This is a genomic window from Planococcus sp. SE5232, from assembly GCF_050686535.1.
Classification (GTDB): domain Bacteria; phylum Bacillota; class Bacilli; order Bacillales_A; family Planococcaceae; genus Planococcus.
On record NZ_JBOGCP010000004.1, the window covers coordinates 321,327 to 339,073 of the forward strand.

Genomic DNA, 17,747 nt, shown 5'->3' on the forward strand with positions numbered 1-17,747 from the left:
GGTTCAGTTTCCATCTTCAGATAGATTCGTCAGCCTTTTTTCAAAGTAATAGTGACTATGGCCTTCCGGAAAATCATTGACTCTGCCAAATTCCGAGAAGCCCTGCTTTTTATAAAACTCAGGAGCTTGAAAGCTTAACGTATCGACAATCATCAATCGATGACCTTTGCCGCGCGCATAAACTTCCGCTTGAGCCATCAGCTTTGCGGCAATCCGTTGGCCTCTGGCTGCCGGGTCCACCCAGAGGAAATCAATGTGCAGATGCCGCCAAAAACCGGTGGCCGTCAATCCCCCTACGATTTCTCCCTCCTCATTGCGGACGATAAAGCTCATTTGTTCAAATGGAGATGTTTTTTCTCTGGGTAAACTCGCATTATTGTGTTCAATAACCTTTTTACGGATAAAGTCACGGTCCTCCGCTACTTCCTGTTGAATGATTTTCATTGGAATCCCCTTTTTCAATTGATTTCATAGTCTTCCTCCATCTTCTCACTCTTTGGATATTTTGTGCATCTTCTTCTCTTGCAATGTTTTAAGTTTCCATCTAAAAGGAATATACAATTAATAACTATGTTTTTTGGAGGAAACCATATGTCGTCATATATCAAAGAAAGCCCATCTGCCCGTTGCCAAAGCGAATACGATCCACTCCGGCGCGTCCTGCTTTGCCCGCCACGCTATATGGAAATAAAAGATGTCATCAACGATGTCCAGAAAAGATACAAAGATGAAAATATCAATGTGGACAAAGCACTTCACCAGCACAATGAATTCGTCCAGGCATTGATAGAGCAAGGTGTTCAAACCGATTTGATCGAGCCCTCTGAAAACTATCCTGAACAGGTTTTTACACGCGATATCGGATTCACTATCGGAGACACAGTTTTCATCAGCGAAATGGCTTCTGAAATCCGTCAGGGAGAGGAACAGGAACTCCAAAAATGGATGGAGGCACATGATGTGAACGTTAAGGAATTGGCCGGCCATCGCATAGAAGGCGGCGATGTCATCATCGACCGCGATACTGTCTTTGTCGGAGTCAGCAGCCGGACTTCCAAAAAAGCCATCCGTGATCTGCAGCTGGAATTACCGGATTTCGAAGTCATCCCTGTTTCATTTAACGAGAAATACCTGCACCTTGATTGTGTCTTCAATATCCTGTCGCCCACGGAAGCCCTCATCTTCCCTGAAGCACTCGATATGGAGACGGTCAAGATGCTCGCAGAACGCTATACCTTAATTCGCGTCAACGAAAAAGAGCAGTTTGCGCTCGGCACCAATGTACTGTCCATCGGCGACCGGAAAGTCTTCAGCCAACCACAGAACCGGCAGGTCAATAAGCAATTGACGTCTCGCGGATTCCATGTGATTGAAGTTGATTATTCCGAAATCATCAAATCAGGCGGAGCTTTCCGCTGCTGCACGATGCCATTGATCCGTGAATAGATTTCCCAGCGAAATGAAAGTATGATAACTTTTTTAACACCCTAAAAATCCCAAGCCGATATGGCTTGGGATTTTCTTTCTGTCTATCGTATTCCAGCTTTTTCCTGCTGTACCTGCACAATGAATTCCTTCATCAATTCCACACCATCTGGAGTACCGATGGACTCAGGATGGAATTGGATTCCGTAAACGGGATATTGCCGATGCTTTACGGCCATAATTGTGTCATCGTCAAGTGCCCGGGATTGGACTTCCAGACAATCAGCCAAGGTCTCCGGTTCCAATACCAGCGAGTGATAACGCATGACCGGCAGTGGCATCGGCATGTTTTGGAACAAACCTTGCTGATCATGCGAAACTTGCGAGACCTTGCCGTGTCGGATAAAGGGCGCTTGAACAATATTTCCGCCGAACGCCGCTCCAATCAATTGCTGCCCCAGACAAATACCCAGAATTGGAATGGATTGATACAGCTCCTGAATCAGCTCGATCGATTCAGGCAATTCCAAGGGATGACCGGGCCCTGGCGAAAGGATGATGGCCTGCGGATTTTTCGCTTTGATTTCATCAAGTGTCAAAACGCCGTACCGGACCACTTCAACTTCAACGTCCATCGCGGCGATGGCCTGGTAAATATTATAGGTAAACGAATCGTAATGATCGATTAAAAGAATCATCCGAACACCTCCGTTAGTGAACGCGCTTTATGCAGCGTTTCTTCGTATTCTGCCTGTGGATCCGAATCGAAGACGATACCGGCGCCCGCCTGGACATGAACCATGCCGTCTTTGACGACAAAAGTGCGGATGGCCAGTGCGACATCCAGATTGCCATTGAATCCCAAGTACCCGATAGCTCCTCCATAGACGCCTCTGCGCTCTTCTTCAAATTCCTGTATCAATTGCATCGCCCGCACTTTGGGAGCTCCTGAGACAGTTCCAGCAGGCAAGCAGGACACCAATGCATCGAGTGGATGCATTTTCCCATCAAGCTCACCAGTCACTTCCGAAACCAGGTGCATAACGTGCTGGTATTTTTCGATGACCATATACTTCGGCACTTCCACGGTGCCAATTTGCGCTACGCGCCCCACATCGTTGCGGCTGAGGTCGACCAGCATCTTATGTTCCGCCTGCTCCTTCTCATCACCCGCCAATTCTTCGGCCAACTGATTGTCTTCGGCAACTGTTCTGCCGCGCTTGCGTGTTCCAGCAATCGGATTGGTCACCATATGGCTGTCCCGGATCGTCAACAAGCTCTCCGGTGAAGCGCCTACGATGGCATAGCCGTCAAAATCGATGAAGAATTGATAAGGAGACGGATTTTGCTTGCGTAATTTCCGGTACAATGCGAAAGCATCTCCTTGATAGCTGGCAGACAAGCGCTGCGACAGCACCAACTGGAAGACATCTCCTTTGCGGATATGGTCTTTTGCCTGCTCGACCTGTTTCCGAAAAAAAGCATCAGTGGTTTTGGAAGCGAATTGCAGCGATTCCTGCCCCACTGCTGCGGCTGGGTTTTCCGGCACCGACAATTGCTGTTCAATGTCATCCAACTTGTCTTCAAACGATAAAATCGTCACGTCGTTTTTCACATGGTCGAAAACCACGATGGTTTCATAAACCTGCAGGTGGATATCAGGCATCTGGAGGCTGTCTTTTTTCGGAGCCTTGATCGGTTCATAGGCCTGGATCGCGTCGTAACCGATATACCCAAGTGCACCGCCTGTAAAAGGCAGGCCTTCCACTTCCGCTTCATAACGGGGCATCAGTTTTTTAATCAGCTCCAACGGTTTGCCTTCATGTGTTCTTTCGGCGCCTGTCCGGTAATCGATTTCCTGTAATTGTTGGCCGTGGCCTATATAACCCGTTGAGGGGTCCGCTCCAATAAAGGAATAGCGGCCTGTCACACTGGTCTTCAATGAACTTTCGAGCAGGCATTTGCGTTCTCCAGTCAATCGATTAAACACCGCAATCGGCGTCAAAGAATCCCCATCAATTTTTCTCATCTTCATTTCCTTGCTCATCTCGGCTCATCTCCTATTCTTAAAAGCGGAAGCGATCAGCCAGACTCGACAAGCACAAAACAGTCCGGCGAAGCGGCATGGTTTGGTGCCTTCGAGAGTCTGATCGCCAAAGCTGGATACCACATGCAAATGAAATTATCCGGCTTATGCTTTTTAATGTATTTACCTTATTTGAAAACAAAAAAGCCCCCTGCAGGAACAGAATTGTTCCTTGCAGAGGACGGATTGACCGCGGTACCACCTCGTGTTAAAGCTGAAACAGCTTTCACTTGAACCCCGATAACGTAGGGAAAAACGGATTCTTCTACTGCTTGTTCAAAGAACCACTCATAAGCCCATTCACTCAGATACCCCACCAGTTTCCACCTGCCACTGGCTCTCTTTGAGAGGTTGATCTGCGCTACTCTTCTTATTCATCGATTTAGCTCTGCTATGCTCTGCTCAACTGGAATTCGGCGGTGTCGCTTTCGACCCCTTCAACCGCAATCCGTACAAAAAAGGTTGTGCCAATTTTATTCAATTTCCGCCCATTTGTCAACTGATAACATGACTTATTTAGATAATTCTGTATTTAAGAGAAAGATTGGGGTATAAATAAAGTAAGCATTTCAATTTTTTAAATAGAGGGAGGAGACAGAGGATGAAAAAGTTTGCATATTTATCATCAGGAGTTTTGGCCTCAAGTTTACTGCTTGCCGGATGCGCAGGTGACAGCCCAAGCGATACAGGCAATGAAGGTGCAGAAGACAGCACCCAGATCAGCTTTATCCATTGGAGAGGCGAAGACAAAGCAGTACTGGATGATATCATTGCCCAGTTTGAAGATGAAAATCCTGACATTTCCGTAGAAATGACCATTTATCCATCTGAGCAATACCAGGCTACCGGACAACGTCTGCTGCAGGACGGGTCGACGGGCGACGTCTTTACATCCTTCCCGGGCGCACAATTCGAAGCCATCGCCAGTGCCGGTCTGTTTGAAGATCTGAGCGGCGAGGATTTTGTCTCCAATTTTGATCAGGAACTCATCAGCGTCGGACAAAAAGATGGAACTCAGCTTGCACTTCCTTATCAGCTGGTCTTCAATATGCCTGTCTATAATAAAGGCATGTTCGAAGAGCTTGGACTGGAAGTGCCGAAGAGTTGGAGTGGATTCCAGGAAATGGCAGATGCACTCCTTGAGAATGGCATTACACCCATCGCCTTTCCTGGGGCAGACATCGGCCCTAACCAATTCATGAACAGCATGATGATGAACAATGCGCCGGATGAAGACGTTTTCGAGAAACTTCAGAACGGTGAAGAATCCCTGACCAACGAATGGTGGGTTAAGACCTTGGAAGATTTCCAATTGCTTGAGCAAAAAGGCTATATCCAGGCTGATGCTCTGGGGACTTCCCAAGATTCCGCAATGGCGATGGTGGCCAATGAAGAAGCCGCTATGCTGGCGACAGGATCCTACCATATGTCTGCTTTGCTGGATCTGAATCCTGATCTTCAGCTGGATTTAATGGCCCCGATCACTGTTGAAGAAAGCGAAGCTATCTATGAAGGCATCAATACAGCCACCTTCATGCTGGCAGTCAATAGCCAGTCCGAGAAAAAAGAACAGGCAAAAGAATTTATCACGTTTCTGAGCCAGCCTGAAATCGCTTCCCAATACGCTAATGAAACTGGTCAGCATCTAACGGTCAATGATGTTGAATATGAATCAGAAGTATTGCAGAATACAGCTTATTGGATCGATGAAAGAAAAACCCGGTTCCAGCCGCGTTTCCTGATTACAAATGCTCAAATCGAGGCCGCAGTCCTTAGCTCCATCGAAAACGTGTTGGGCGGAGCAGATCCGATGACAGCTGCTGAAGAAGCTCAGCAGCTCGTAGAAGAAAACAGGGAATAACGGGATGAGAGTTTCTAAATCCATCTACTTATTCTTTTTGCCAGGGTTGCTATTGTACGCGATTTTCTTTGTTTACCCGACAATCAGCGCCCTGTTTTATTCGTTTACGGATTGGGACGGCCTCAGCTCAAGTTTTCAGTTTGTGGGAATCGCCAATTACGAACGTGCCTTTACCGGGGACACAATTTTCCGTAAGACAATCGGCAATAACCTGAAATTCATGCTTGTCGTTGTTGTCTTCCAGACACTCGTCGCCCTTGCTTTTGCGATGATTGTCTTAAAAAACACAAAGACCACGATTTTTTTGCGCGCGCTTTATTTTTTCCCGACCATCTTGTCATCTGTATCAGTAGCCTTTATTTGGTCATTCATCTACGATCCGTCACTTGGTATCCTGAATCAGGTATTGGAGCTGGTCGGACTTGGATTCCTGACGCAAAACTGGCTTGGCAATGCGAACATTGCCATCTATTCGTTAGCTGTAACCCAAATCTGGTTCCATGCCGGACAAATGCTCATCATATTCGTTGCAGGATTGCAGGCCATTCCGGATGAACTCTATGAAGTTGCAAAAATAGAAGGAGCCAACAAATGGCAGACCTTCCGCCGTGTAACGTGGCCGCTGCTGGCACCTTCCGCTACGATCGTCGTTGCGTATACCACAATCCAATCGTTCAAAGCATTCGATCTGGTCTTTGCAATGACTGGCGGCGGACCCAATAATTCAACGCAGATTGTGGCTACTTATATTTTCGACATCGCTTTCAGAAGCTACCAATTCGGCTATGCCAGCGCCATTTCCGTTATTTTCATGATCATCATCGCGATTATTACATTCCTGCAATTCAAAGCTTTGCGTTCTGATAGAATTTCTTATTAGAAAAGCGAAGGCAGCCGTTTAGTCCCGACAAGCGCTGGAAGCTTTACCGGGAATGGCGTTCTTTTCCATTCTTGGTAAAGCTGAAGCGACTCGAGGGGCTGGCTGCCGGAGTCTGGATCACTAGAAAAGCGCAAGCGCCCATGTAGCTCTGACGGACATAAGACAGATCGGCGAAGTGGCATGTTTTCAGCCACATAGCTGGGCGGGCTTATGACCCCGAAGAGCTGGACAATAGAAAAGCGGAAACGGCCGTTCAGCACGAAAAGTGAAAGTGCCTGGTCAGCTCTGACCGGCATAAGGCAGACCAGCAGAGTGGCGTTCTTTGCCGCACAGCTGGGTTGGCTTATGACCCGAAGAGCTAGGCACTTGCAACTGGACAACAGAGTGGCTTATGACCCCGAAGAGCTGGGCGCTGGAGCTGGACAACAGAAAACAAACCGAGGAAATTTTGATTTTTCAAGCCTAAGGAAAGGAGGACAACAGCTTGTTCTTCCGCAGATTTTCCCTTATCACCTATGCGCTGCTGATTTTGGTTCCGTTATTGATTGTGGTTTTGACTTCCATGAAAACCATTCAGGAAACGTTCAGAAACCCACTCGGTTTTCCGGAAGCTGGTCTTCAATTTGAGAACTATACGGCGATTTTCCAGGAGCAGACGATGGCCGGCTATTTTGTTAACAGCACAATCGTCACTTTGTTTTCCGTGTCGTTGACATTGTTCTTTGCTTCGTTGATTGCTTATGGCATTACCCGTCTCAACAATTGGATTGGCAATTCCTTATTCATCCTGTTCACACTCGGCATGATGGTGCCGGCGCAAGTCAGTATGATTCCCCTCTATTCGCTGATGCTCGATCTCAACCTGACCAATAGCTTAGTGGGGCTCATTCTCGTCAACATCTCTACAACCATGCCGATCGCTGTTTTTATTCTGACCGGTTTCATGAAGACCTTGCCGAAAGAATTGTTTGAAGCTTCTACAATAGACGGGGCAGGCAATTGGAAGATTTACACCAAAGTGGCTATTCCGCTGTCACTTCCTTCCCTATCAGCTACAGCCATTTTCCTGTTTGTGATGCATTGGAATGATTTGCTGTATCCTTTGCTGTTCATTACGGATAATGCCTACAAGACCCTGCCTCTCGCTTTGCTGGAGTTCCAGGGTGAATATTCGACCAACTATCCAATGCTCTTTACAGGCGTCATCATCGCCTCAGCACCGATGGTCATCGCCTACATTTTCCTGCAACGCTATTTTGTTGCCGGTATGACAGCAGGCGCTGTCAAAGGATAAGCAAAAGGACGACACCGCTCATTACAGAGGGTGTCGTCCTTTTTCATCACCAAAACATCGGTTTATCGACCATGAACCATAGCATCAGCAATAATAATATAATATAAATCCATAAAGAACGGTTTAACTTCTTAACCAGCCGCAATTGGTCGGCTTCTTCTTCCCCAAATTGGCGAAGAGTCGGTGTAAATGCACGCGCTAAGAAAAAGACAGAAGCGATCATCACGGCCAGCGTACACACTATCCAAGAAGTACCCCATTCCCACGGCCCCTGCCAAATCAACAGGATGCCTGTCGTTACCAGCACATGCCCTGCATGTTTTACAAGACGTGTCGCCGATCTGAACGTCGTGATATGCGAGTCCAATAGAATGCCGGCTGCTGTTTCCATTCGTTTGATTAAAGGAAGCAGCACAAAAAAAGGACCGATGGATAACACAGCGCTTAAAATATGGGCGTATAGAATAAATGTATACATTGTTTACTTACTCTGTTGCCAAATGGAATTCATGGACCCAAACAGTCATCTCAGGCAACCAGGGCATACCTGGGTGAAACGACAAGATCGATTGTTTATAATCTTCTACAGACGCGTAACCTTCCCGAGTGATGTTTTCATCTGTTAATTCACCAAGTGTTTGCTGATATACCTGATTCACCACAAATCTCTTGTCTTTGAGTACCATGATTTCCCCTATGTCTGCATAGCGTCCATTTCTTCGAGTTGCTGACTTCGTGCCAGCCAAAACTTTTTCTACGTCCTGCTTATTGGTCACCAGTTTTTCGACACTGCAGGTTTTCGGCGGCATTTGCTGCGCATTTTTTTCTGACATTTCTACTCCACCTCTCTTTATTCCTTCTCAGTATAACTCTTTTCAGCGCTCTGTTTCATTCCATAAAAAAACGCCCTGTTTTTTCAGGGCGATGCTTGAAATCATTTTGCAAATACATGTTTGCCGATTTTCGTGATAGTTGTACGCGAGAAAATCCACGTATCCGTCACGCCGCTTGGATTGTAATAATACGTTGCACCAAGTGATGGATCTGAGCCCTTTACAGCTTCTTTCACAGCCTGATAAGCTGAAGCGTTCGGCTTGAATTTGTACTGCCCGTCATTTACAGCAGTAAACGCGTTACGCTGAAAAATGACATTGTATGTACTATTGGGAAATAGGGAAGAATCGATACGATTCAGGATAACAGCTGCTACCGCTACTTGACCTGTATGGTTTTCTCCACGTGCTTCTCCGTGTACGACACGTGCCATCATATCAACATCCGAAAGTTTCGCTCGTGTCAACGGACCTGTAAAACCAGTAGCAGGAACATTGAAATCACGCTGGAACTGAATGACTGCATTTTTAGTGATAGATCCATAATAACCTGTAGGTGCCGTCTGGAAGTAGCCCAGTTTTTTCAAGGTTGCTTGAAGTTCTGACACATCCTGTCCAGCTACCCCTTCATACAAATCTGGAGAATGTGCTTCTGCGGAGGTTTGAGAAAACCCTAAGAATAGAACTGTAAATAAAGCGAATACCAATACTTTTAATTTCTTCATGCTTTCTCTCCCTTCTATTCCAAGAATCTACAAATGATTCTTCTTAATAGTATATAATTGGAATTATAAGAATTCAATCCCTCGTAACTACTCAAATTCTGTCGATAAAATGACCAAAAGTAATAGTTTATTGTCTTTATGCAAAAAATAAGGGTTTTTTATCTCTAGAAATTAGGTACTTTCTCTTATTATTATAAAAAGAGGTGAATGTCCTGATTGAAGCAAAGCAAAAGACGGCCGAGAAATCCTCGACCGCCTGTTGTCTTTCCCTATAATCTTCCGTAATGCAGCTGCGCAAATTGCCCATATGATTTTACCGACTTAAGCTTCAAGCGGCGCTCAACGTCCTGCTCTTGAAACAATGGTATTCCTTTTCCGATAAGGACAGGAGCGAGCGAAATGATCCATTCATCAATCAAATCTTCTTTCAAAAAACTATGAAGCAGCTTGCTCCCACCAATCACCCAAATATCCTTTCCAGGTTTCTCTCTGAGATCTTTTACGAAGCTGGAGATGTCCTGATTCGTGAAATTCACATAAGGGTTTTCTTCTGCGGAAGAAGAAGTAAAGACATAACTTTCCATGTCTTGATAAGGGAATTTCCCTTTTTCAGCTTCCATTACCCAATCATAGGTTCTGCGTCCCATAACCACTGTATCGATGGTCTCCATGAATTCGTCGTATCCAGCGCCTCCTTCTTCTTCCCCCGCTGTCTTGAAAAGCCATTCGAGGGAATCGTCTTCAGTTGCGATATACCCGTCCAAGCTAGCCGCGATGTAACAAACAATTTTTCTTTCATTCACCATACGACTTCCTCCTTAACGATTTTTTCAATGAAGCTATCAAAAAAATGGCCCCAGCATCAAAACTGAGACCTTGTTTTTATTTGCTTTCCAGTTCTTTCAGTTCTTTCATTGCTTTATGGGTTTGAGGAAAGCCATTTGCCTGCCATTCAGAGCGATAAGCAGAATCCAATTGGGTCAACCCGATTTCCGCTTCATCCATATCAGCATTGACGCTTTCTTCCTGATCGACCGTTACACTGTTTCTCATGTCATTATCTTCATAAACCCAGACCTTTTTTGCTTGGTTCTTTTTATAGGCAGTCAACAAAAGAAGGCTGCCCGCCATTGCGGCTCCTGTATAAACAAATTTTTTGGTAGTATTCTTTTTCATGAATATCCCTCCGATTATCTTCGTCGTCCTATACTCTTTACTTCCCTGTTTATTGGAAATGTAATCCTGACAGTTGGCTTTCGACGTCAGAGGGTTTATTTGGTAAAGTGAAAGAAAGAATTTGACTGGAGGCGTTCAGATGAAGAAGATTGTTATTGTTTCAGATACACATATTCCATTCCGCGCCAAGAAATTGCCCCAACAGCTAGTGGATGCATGTCAGGAAGCTGACTTCATCATCCATGCCGGCGATTGGCAGACGATGGATGTTTACCATGAACTGGCGGCATATGCAGAAATTGATGGCGTCACCGGCAATGTCGATCCATGGGACATCCTCGAAAAGTTTGGCCGGAAAAAGATTCTCACGTTCGGAGATTTAACCATCGGTGTGGTCCATGGCGACAGTGACCGAAAACCTACTGAGAAGCAGGCTTTTGACAGCTTCAGTAATGATGATGTCGACATCATCGTATTCGGACATTCCCATACCCCGGTTATGCGGGAAGTCGAAGGGGTCACCCTGTTCAATCCCGGCTCCCCAACCGACAAGCGCAGGCAGGAACAGTATTCCTTCGGTTTACTCGAAATCGGCGATTCCTGGGAACTCAAGCATGTCTTTTTTGATAAGGAAAGCTAGTCGCCCCGAAGGGTAAAGCCACAATAAATTGGACTACTAATCTTATCCAATAAAAAATCAGACTCCCTTCACAGGGAGTCTGATTTTTCTTTGCAGTCTTTTATTAATACAAAGCCCAGCTGCTTTAATGCCGATTCCAAATTGGCTTCAATTAATACACCTTTCAGTGCAGCCGCAAAATGAGGAACCTTCAACGCCATAAAAGGCTGAATTCCTGTGATGACCGGTGTTACGCCAATTATTTTAAGGATATTCACGAGCTTCAGCAAGTATTCCCCAACGACAGTGTTGATCTGCAAAACCCCTGAAACATCGATGATCAAATACTCCATCGGCTCTTTGCCGCATTGTTCCAGAACGTGCTCGATGATCACCTGTGCACGCGGTGCCGTAATTTCTCCGATTACCGGAACGATGGCCACCCCTTTAGTGACGGGGACAATCGGAGCAGTCAATGTTTGAATCTGATGATTGGCTTTCTCGAGTTCCAGCACATAAGTCAATAATGTCGACATCATTTCAAATGTGTAGAGCTGATCTTCAGAAAGCCGATAGTATTGATCATCCAATCCGCAAATAGTGCCGTAAACAGTGCCATCGTTATAATAAACCGGAACGCCGACAAAGGTGCCTTGTCCATAATCTGCTGCAATGTCCATAGAACGGGTCATCTCATTTTTAGAGACATCCTCAATAACCAATGCTTTCGGACCATGGTTGATGCTCAAGCTGCAAAAGGAGTGAGGAAGAGGCATGGAACTGCCTTCTTCGACCAATTCTTTTTCTGAGTTGCGAACTTTAATAATGTGGTTTGTTGTCCCATCATTTCTGGCGATAAATAAGGAATTGATCCCAATTTGCTTACTCAGCAGCTGTAGAATATAAGCCGCCGCCTCATCAAAGTTGCTGAAAGCTCTTGCCTTCTGAATAGTATCCATTGCCATTCCCCCATCCCTTTTGTTCAATCTCTTTGTTCTCTATATTTTCTTGATAAGATTCAAATCGATGAGTAAATAATTATTATGTAAAGATACGCAATAGAAAAAAAGGTATGCAAGCTGCATGTTATCCGCTTGGAAAATAAATAAAAACCGAATATGCCTATATTACTACCTTAATTATACAGTTAAAATACTTAAATCTACATTTAATTTGTGTAACAAATATTTCGCTCCTTCAATAACGGGTTCATTCTTTTGTTAAAAAGGGTATATGCATAACAATAGCATGTGGAGGTGGGGAAATGGCAAACGAAATGGATATTTTGGTATTGGAACAATCCGAAACAATGATTTATTTTAGATGGACTGATACAGAAGATGTCTGCCGGGTAAAAAGAGATGAACAGATTGTTTATACCGGCACTCAAAATCTGTTTAAAGATGAAGGATTAAAAAAAGGCGAATTGTATACCTATACCCTTGAACGGTTGGACGCTTCAGGAAGTTGGACAGATAAGATCAAGCTGCATACGGGAACGGAAAACCGAAAAAAAGACAGCATTAACCGCTTGGAAGAAATTGTGCTGACAACCATCGTTTCTAAAAGCCGGATTTCTTTAGCATGGGGAGAAATTGAAGGCATTACCCAATTCGATATTTACTGCAACGGAAAATTTATTGAAACTGTCGAAAGAAATCAATACACCGACCGCCAAGTGCCCATGAATGAAGAATTCACCTACTGGATTCGCGGAAAACGTCCTGTAGCAAAATCCGAAGAGCGTTTCAGTGAAGAAAAATTCACTCTGGCCAAAATTTTTGGCACGCTGAATTGGAATTCGTCAAAGGAGAAAGCGGCCATGGAAGAGTTTTGGCTGACTAAAAAAATCGCTCCTTTGGATTCATTATTGTCTGATGAGGAAAAACCAAAAATCTATCCAGTCTGGCAGTTCCGCTACAACACCTTCTTGCCTGAGCTGATATTAAAAAATCCGAATCTCTTATCGCCTTTCCCTTATTTCCAAGGTGACGGCCGGGAGTTCGATCCGGACTCACTGCATTACCGTACACAAGTGAGTTTCACTGTTGACTTGAAAGAAGAAGAGTCGTCATTCGAGTACGATAAGGATGTCGGTCCCACCATCGGATACAATTGGCGAAAAAAATTCAGTAAGGCGGACGTAGCTTCTTCTGAAGGAATCGAATTGGAAAAGATTGAAGAAACAGGCCATAAAGTTTCCGTCACATTAAAGCACAGTATCGGAAACCCGATCACCACTTCGCCGAATATCGATTATGAAGTATCTGCTGCCTTTTACCGGGACGGCAGTTATGACATTATCGGAATACATGACCAATCACCAAATCATGAAGTGTACTTAAAGCTCGATGATGGTGAATGGATGGAAATTCATCAGACCGAAAGTGAAGGCTTGGCCTATATGGCCGGACCGATTGCCAGCCAGTATTGGCGGATCTCTAATTTCTATTGAGCACTGTTTCATTCATTAAACAAAGCCCGAACCGGAACTGACTCCGGATTCGGGCTTTGTTTATTTTAGTTATTCAAACTTCACTAGTTTGTTTAATATCTCTCAAATCTACAGAGGCGCTTCCACCTTTACTCTCTTACTTATCTAAAAAACGTTTACGGATATGAGGCGGCGGCAGCATGCAGCTGTCCAGCTTGCCAAATACCTTGTAACGGTTTTTGGCTACTATATCATACGCTCCGTCACGGATCGCGCGTGGGAATGGTTTCAGGTAATAGGCCAGCTTCCAAAGACCGGTTAAATGATTTGAAATCATTAAAGCACCTTCAGATTTCACATATGCCTGTCCATCTTTTATCAAAACCACACTGTCGACATCCTCAGGCACCTTATATTTTTTTGAAAGTTCCTGTCCGACTTCACTTTGCAGCGAAGCAAATTGATAATAGCCGGCCGGATCGTGATTTATAATGAATTGAACACTTGAATCGCAAAAATTACAATCTCCATCAAATAAAACAATGGCATGTTCCATATTGGTTTCCTCCTTTGCCGAAAATAGTTCTGTTATCTAAATATCCTCTTTTGCCTTTATTGAAACACCTTACCGGTTGAAACTGTCCCTTGATGAAAAAATAATTTCCAGCCATGTTGTCTTTTTTTCCAAATTGAACTTCGATTCGTTAATTTTCCAGTCTTGTGATTATGGACTTGATAGGTGGTCAGGACCGCATCCGGACCCAATTCGTGCATAACGAAAGACTTTATTTCCATAGAATCCGGATTCAACGGATGATTCCCATTATAATGCGAGCGCTTGATGATGCCGCCCGAACTGCCAAATTCGTAAAACTCATCGTCCAGCACTTGGCCCAGCTTTTCTGTTGAAACTCGGAACTCAGGCTTCAAGTGACTGCATTCCAACTCATAAATCTCTTCTGTCAATTTATCCATTCCTATTCTCCTCACCTATTATTTCCCGGGAAATGAACTCAGTATATAAATAACCCCTTGCCTAACGGCAGGGGGCCATATCATTTATCATCTTTAAAGAAGTCCTCTGGATCTTCATTTGGCTGATCTTGAGGCGTATCAGATGACCCGAAATCTTCGACGTCTTCAAAGCTGTCCTGGTAATCGCGAACAGCACTGTCTTCCTTCTCAACCGGCTGGGCTGTGGAAGCTTGGAGCACATCTTCTTCTGGCGGCCGGCTTTCCAGATCAGGTACTTGATCCGCGTGATCGATGCAAGTCAATGCAGTCGGCAACGCTTCCAGCCGCTCAAACGGAATGTCTTTTCCGCAAACTGGGCACTTGCCGTATGTGCCGTCTTCGATTGCTGCCAAAGCTGCTTTCGCTTCCTCCAGTTCTTCTTCTTTAAACTGTGTCAACGCCATGCCGCGCTCCTGATCGTATAAATCGGTAGCATTGTCAGCAGGATGGTTATCATAATTTGAAAGCTCAGTAGTCTCGAACTCTTCTGTATTCTCCACACGCTCTTCCAGAGATTCCACTTGTTCTTCCAATTGCTTTTTCAATTGTTTCAGTTGTTGATCTTTCATCCGATTTCCTCCTCAAAAAACTCACTTATCCTATATATTGCCTTTATCGGGGAAATCAAACCTGAAAGTATCGTCGTACTCCGCTTAAAAATCGTCAAAACGGTCCAGCAAACTCAATAAATAATCATCCAAACGGTGACGCATCAACTCATCAGACAAGCCTTTCATGCCAAAAGCTTCCCATCCCGGATACACTACTGGCGAACCATCCAATATATCCGTCAGCGAAACCAGATCCCAGTAAGGATCATATGTGAATAGACTGCCGGCATTGCGCTGATAAGCTGCCAAAAAATCATTGGCTACAGAAATTCCGTACATCTGGGCCAAATTGACCCGGCAATGTCCGACATCAATTCCTGCAGGCCCCCGACAAGCATTCACCCAGTCCACGATGGCACTGATTTCCCCATTTTCCCACAACACATTAGCTGGATGGAAATCACGATGAATGAAACATTCCTCAGCTGCGGGACGGCTGCCGGCTACAATGTAAAAAGCACGCATCCAATCGTTCTGTCTTTTCGACCATTTGGGTTTTTCCAATAAAAACGCATTATTGTAGGAAAAGTATTCGTAAGGAAAGCCTTCTGCCTGTGTTTGATGCAATTCAGCCAAAGCTGCTGCCAAGCCTTCCAGCCACTTTTCATCATTTGCTGGCTGAAGTACCACAGAACCAGGCACCTTCGTCATCAAGACGGCAGGCATCCCGCTCTCCTCTCCTGTTTCATCATAAGCAATTAAGTGAGGAACAGGGAAGCCGGCTTGTTCAGCGAACTGAAGACTATCTGCTTCGTGTTTTGCCAGATCAGGTTCTTTTTCCAACCAATCAGCTTTATGGAAAAATCGGAGAACGTACGAGAGGACATTTCCATTCTCTTGAACAGCTAATTCAAACAAGGTGGAGGACGTTCCGCCTTTAAATGGCTTAACGCTTGTTATTTCTACCGTTTCTCCAAGCTGTGCCTTTATCCATTTCAGTGATTGCGCCTGCAAGCCGGGCTGTTCATTTCCTGCCATCCTGGACACTCCTTTCTGCCTATCTTTTAGCTTTAGTGTACCATGAACAAATAAGGATTCTATAATTTAGTAACGTGTTTGACTGCTGGTAAACATACTGATTGTTCTTCTATAGAATAGCCGAAATCCAGTTGCCTTGGAGTACACGAAGTTACACTTCCAGTGAGTGGTGCACAGTTTCCGGTTTTTCAATCTGAATGGTCGCATGTTCGATTCCACAATAGTCATGAACCAGCTTTAACGCATCCTGAAGAACTATTTGCTCATCTGCTTCGACTGTCACATCGATATGGCAGGTAAACAGGTTGAGTCCGGACGTAATGGTCCAAATGTGAAGATCGTGGACATCCAATACCCCTTCAATTCCAAGAAGCCGTTTCTTCACTTCTGGTGCATCGATTGTATGGGGCGTGCCTTCCATCAATATATGGAGGCTATTTCTGAGAATCCCCCAGGCACTCCGCAAAATCAGCAAAGCAACCAATACGGAAATGATGGGATCCGCCAGCGTCCAGTCAAATAAGAGAATTAACAGACCAGCCACTATGGCACCGACTGAACCAAGCGCATCCCCAATAACATGCATATAGGCACTTTTCATATTCAAGTTGCCCTGGACATCTGCGTTGCGGTTGAGCACCCACGCACTTAAACCATTAGCTGCGAGACCGATTGCCGCAATCATCAGCATCCAGCCACCTTGTACTTCCGGCGGTTCATAAAAGCGTTCGATGGCTTCATAAACAATAAAGCCCGCAATGACAAATAAGGTCGCGCCATTGATGAAGGCGGTTATGATTTCAAAGCGGAAATAGCCATAGGTTTTTTTCGCAGAAGCTGCTTTTCCAGCAAACCAGATCGCTGATAGGCTGAGTGCAAGTGAAACGGTATCCGATAACATATGGCCGCTGTCCGCAATCAAGGCAAGGCTATTCGTAAATAGGCCGCCGAAAAATTCCAGCACCATGATGCCGGCGGTTATGGCGAGCGCCAGAACCAATGCTTTTTTATTGCCGGCCCTTGCCGCTTCAAAATGATTATGTTCATGATGATGTCCCATGCCGCAATCGCCTCCATCTTCTTGCTGTTATTTTACCAAAATTGGCCGATTGACAACGAATAGCAAGTCTTATACGATAGATGAGGAAAAGTAAATAACCCGGCAACGGGAGAGGTTCATAGCATTTCACCCTCTATAAAAAACTATGGATTGTCGAAACTCAGCCAAATCCACATGCGATTTGGCTTTTTCTTTTGTCCGTTTTTTATAGCCCTCTTTCAAGCCGGCCATCTAAAGGAGGCCGTTTTTCATGGCAGGAAGAAACGAAGATACACTCGATCATTTATCATTGCTCGGCAATCAGAACACCAAGTATAAATTTGAATACGACCCGGAGATTTTGGAGCCGATCGACAATCTGCACAGCCGGGACTACTTCGTGAAATTCAATTGTCCTGAATTCACATCGCTTTGTCCGCAGACAGGACAGCCTGACTTCGCAACCATTTACTTGAGCTTTATTCCAGACAAAAAACTGGTGGAAAGCAAATCGTTGAAACTTTATCTGTTCAGCTTCCGCAATCATGGAGACTTCCATGAAGATGTAGTCAATATCATTATGAATGATTTGATCAAGTTGATGGACCCGCGTTATATCGAAGTATGGGGGAAATTCACGCCGCGCGGCGGATTGTCCATCGACCCTTATACAAATTACGGCAAACCAGGCACAAAATACGAAGAAATGGCATCGTACCGGATGATGAACCACGACATGAATCCGGAAACGATTACCAATCGCTAAGGGGCC

21 protein-coding genes, 1 riboswitch and 1 other annotated feature are annotated in these 17,747 nt (G+C 44.9%); of the genes, 7 read left to right on the forward strand and 14 right to left on the reverse strand.

The features are described from left to right. Window positions 1-3 precede the first annotated feature (3 nt). Complete coding sequence (locus tag ACRC6Q_RS15090; protein WP_223642654.1) at window positions 4-444, reverse strand: GNAT family N-acetyltransferase; 441 nt, start codon at window positions 442-444, stop codon at window positions 4-6. 147 nt (window positions 445-591) lie between these two features. Between ACRC6Q_RS15090 and ACRC6Q_RS15095 the strand changes: the two genes are divergently transcribed. Then, on the forward strand, window positions 592-1,446 hold the full coding sequence (locus ACRC6Q_RS15095) for a dimethylarginine dimethylaminohydrolase family protein (protein WP_223642652.1): 855 nt from the start codon (window positions 592-594) through the stop codon (window positions 1,444-1,446). An 83-nt stretch (window positions 1,447-1,529) separates the two neighbouring features. Here ACRC6Q_RS15095 and ACRC6Q_RS15100 read toward each other — a convergent pair whose 3' ends face one another. Beyond that, entirely contained in the window at window positions 1,530-2,123 is a 594-nt protein-coding gene (locus ACRC6Q_RS15100) for an anthranilate synthase component II (RefSeq protein ID WP_223642650.1), read from the reverse strand. Continuing rightward, entirely contained in the window at window positions 2,120-3,472 is a 1,353-nt protein-coding gene (gene trpE / locus ACRC6Q_RS15105; protein WP_431466919.1) for an anthranilate synthase component I, read from the reverse strand. The genes ACRC6Q_RS15100 and trpE overlap by 4 nt, the downstream gene beginning before the upstream one ends. Window positions 3,473-3,685: 213 nt before the next feature. Then, window positions 3,686-3,898, reverse strand: a binding site (T-box leader). Window positions 3,899-4,112: 214 nt separating this feature from the next. On the opposite strand from trpE, the gene ACRC6Q_RS15110 reads away from it, so the two are divergent. From ACRC6Q_RS15110 to ACRC6Q_RS15120, 3 genes are all read left to right on the forward strand, one after another. Continuing rightward, entirely contained in the window at window positions 4,113-5,372 is a 1,260-nt protein-coding gene (locus ACRC6Q_RS15110) for an ABC transporter substrate-binding protein (RefSeq protein ID WP_431466920.1), read from the forward strand. A 4-nt stretch (window positions 5,373-5,376) separates the two neighbouring features. Then, on the forward strand, window positions 5,377-6,252 hold the full coding sequence (locus ACRC6Q_RS15115) for a carbohydrate ABC transporter permease (RefSeq protein ID WP_223642644.1): 876 nt from the start codon (window positions 5,377-5,379) through the stop codon (window positions 6,250-6,252). A 484-nt stretch (window positions 6,253-6,736) separates the two neighbouring features. Further along, on the forward strand, window positions 6,737-7,546 hold the full coding sequence (locus ACRC6Q_RS15120) for a carbohydrate ABC transporter permease (protein ID WP_431466921.1): 810 nt from the start codon (window positions 6,737-6,739) through the stop codon (window positions 7,544-7,546). A gap of 46 nt (window positions 7,547-7,592) precedes the next feature. Here ACRC6Q_RS15120 and ACRC6Q_RS15125 read toward each other — a convergent pair whose 3' ends face one another. The 5 genes from ACRC6Q_RS15125 to ACRC6Q_RS15145 all read right to left on the reverse strand — a co-directional run bounded on the left by ACRC6Q_RS15125 (window position 7,593) and on the right by ACRC6Q_RS15145 (window position 10,280). After that, window positions 7,593-8,024 carry a hypothetical protein gene (locus tag ACRC6Q_RS15125; RefSeq protein ID WP_431466922.1) on the reverse strand — a complete coding sequence of 144 codons (432 nt, stop codon included), beginning with the start codon at window positions 8,022-8,024 and terminating at the stop codon, window positions 7,593-7,595. A gap of 7 nt (window positions 8,025-8,031) precedes the next feature. After that, the gene (locus ACRC6Q_RS15130; protein WP_431466923.1) at window positions 8,032-8,379 is read right to left on the reverse strand and encodes an ASCH domain-containing protein; all 348 of its coding nucleotides are present in this window, start codon (window positions 8,377-8,379) and stop codon (window positions 8,032-8,034) included. Between the two features lie 101 nt (window positions 8,380-8,480). Continuing rightward, window positions 8,481-9,104: a cell wall hydrolase gene (locus ACRC6Q_RS15135; protein WP_431466924.1), complete on the reverse strand. Its 624-nt coding sequence runs from the start codon at window positions 9,102-9,104 to the stop codon at window positions 8,481-8,483. Window positions 9,105-9,373: 269 nt separating this feature from the next. Continuing rightward, window positions 9,374-9,910: a dihydrofolate reductase family protein gene (locus ACRC6Q_RS15140; RefSeq protein ID WP_431466925.1), complete on the reverse strand. Its 537-nt coding sequence runs from the start codon at window positions 9,908-9,910 to the stop codon at window positions 9,374-9,376. Window positions 9,911-9,986: 76 nt separating this feature from the next. Further along, a complete protein-coding gene (locus tag ACRC6Q_RS15145) occupies window positions 9,987-10,280 on the reverse strand; it encodes a hypothetical protein (RefSeq protein ID WP_431466926.1) in 294 nt (97 codons plus the stop codon). 139 nt (window positions 10,281-10,419) lie between these two features. Here ACRC6Q_RS15145 and ACRC6Q_RS15150 point away from each other — a divergent pair, with 139 nt between their 5' ends. Continuing rightward, complete coding sequence (locus ACRC6Q_RS15150) at window positions 10,420-10,920, forward strand: metallophosphoesterase family protein (RefSeq protein ID WP_223642630.1); 501 nt, start codon at window positions 10,420-10,422, stop codon at window positions 10,918-10,920. A gap of 68 nt (window positions 10,921-10,988) precedes the next feature. Here the strand turns inward: ACRC6Q_RS15150 and ACRC6Q_RS15155 are convergent, their stop codons facing one another. Beyond that, the gene (locus ACRC6Q_RS15155) at window positions 10,989-11,858 is read right to left on the reverse strand and encodes an STAS domain-containing protein (RefSeq protein ID WP_223642627.1); all 870 of its coding nucleotides are present in this window, start codon (window positions 11,856-11,858) and stop codon (window positions 10,989-10,991) included. A 305-nt stretch (window positions 11,859-12,163) separates the two neighbouring features. Here ACRC6Q_RS15155 and ACRC6Q_RS15160 point away from each other — a divergent pair, with 305 nt between their 5' ends. Then, window positions 12,164-13,354, forward strand: coding sequence for a DUF3238 domain-containing protein (locus ACRC6Q_RS15160; RefSeq protein WP_431466927.1), 1,191 nt, complete (start codon window positions 12,164-12,166; stop codon window positions 13,352-13,354). Between the two features lie 136 nt (window positions 13,355-13,490). Here ACRC6Q_RS15160 and ACRC6Q_RS15165 read toward each other — a convergent pair whose 3' ends face one another. The 5 genes from ACRC6Q_RS15165 to ACRC6Q_RS15185 form a co-directional block, all read right to left on the reverse strand. Next, window positions 13,491-13,889, reverse strand: a complete 399-nt coding sequence (locus ACRC6Q_RS15165) for a thiol-disulfide oxidoreductase DCC family protein (protein ID WP_146558663.1) — start codon at window positions 13,887-13,889, stop codon at window positions 13,491-13,493. 56 nt (window positions 13,890-13,945) lie between these two features. Next, window positions 13,946-14,308, reverse strand: coding sequence for a DUF4440 domain-containing protein (locus ACRC6Q_RS15170; protein WP_223642611.1), 363 nt, complete (start codon window positions 14,306-14,308; stop codon window positions 13,946-13,948). Window positions 14,309-14,388: 80 nt separating this feature from the next. Further along, a complete protein-coding gene (locus ACRC6Q_RS15175) occupies window positions 14,389-14,916 on the reverse strand; it encodes a TraR/DksA C4-type zinc finger protein (protein ID WP_431466928.1) in 528 nt (175 codons plus the stop codon). Between the two features lie 84 nt (window positions 14,917-15,000). Further along, window positions 15,001-15,936, reverse strand: a complete 936-nt coding sequence (locus tag ACRC6Q_RS15180) for a phosphotransferase family protein (protein WP_431466929.1) — start codon at window positions 15,934-15,936, stop codon at window positions 15,001-15,003. Window positions 15,937-16,087: 151 nt separating this feature from the next. Continuing rightward, window positions 16,088-16,996 (reverse strand): cation diffusion facilitator family transporter, encoded by a 909-nt coding sequence (locus ACRC6Q_RS15185; protein ID WP_431466930.1) that lies wholly within the window; start codon window positions 16,994-16,996, stop codon window positions 16,088-16,090. 105 nt (window positions 16,997-17,101) lie between these two features. After that, a riboswitch (PreQ1 riboswitch) is annotated at window positions 17,102-17,149 on the forward strand. A 97-nt stretch (window positions 17,150-17,246) separates the two neighbouring features. Here ACRC6Q_RS15185 and queF point away from each other — a divergent pair. Beyond that, on the forward strand, window positions 17,247-17,741 hold the full coding sequence (gene queF / locus ACRC6Q_RS15190; RefSeq protein WP_298829616.1) for a preQ(1) synthase: 495 nt from the start codon (window positions 17,247-17,249) through the stop codon (window positions 17,739-17,741). The last annotated feature ends 6 nt before the right edge of the window (window positions 17,742-17,747 follow it).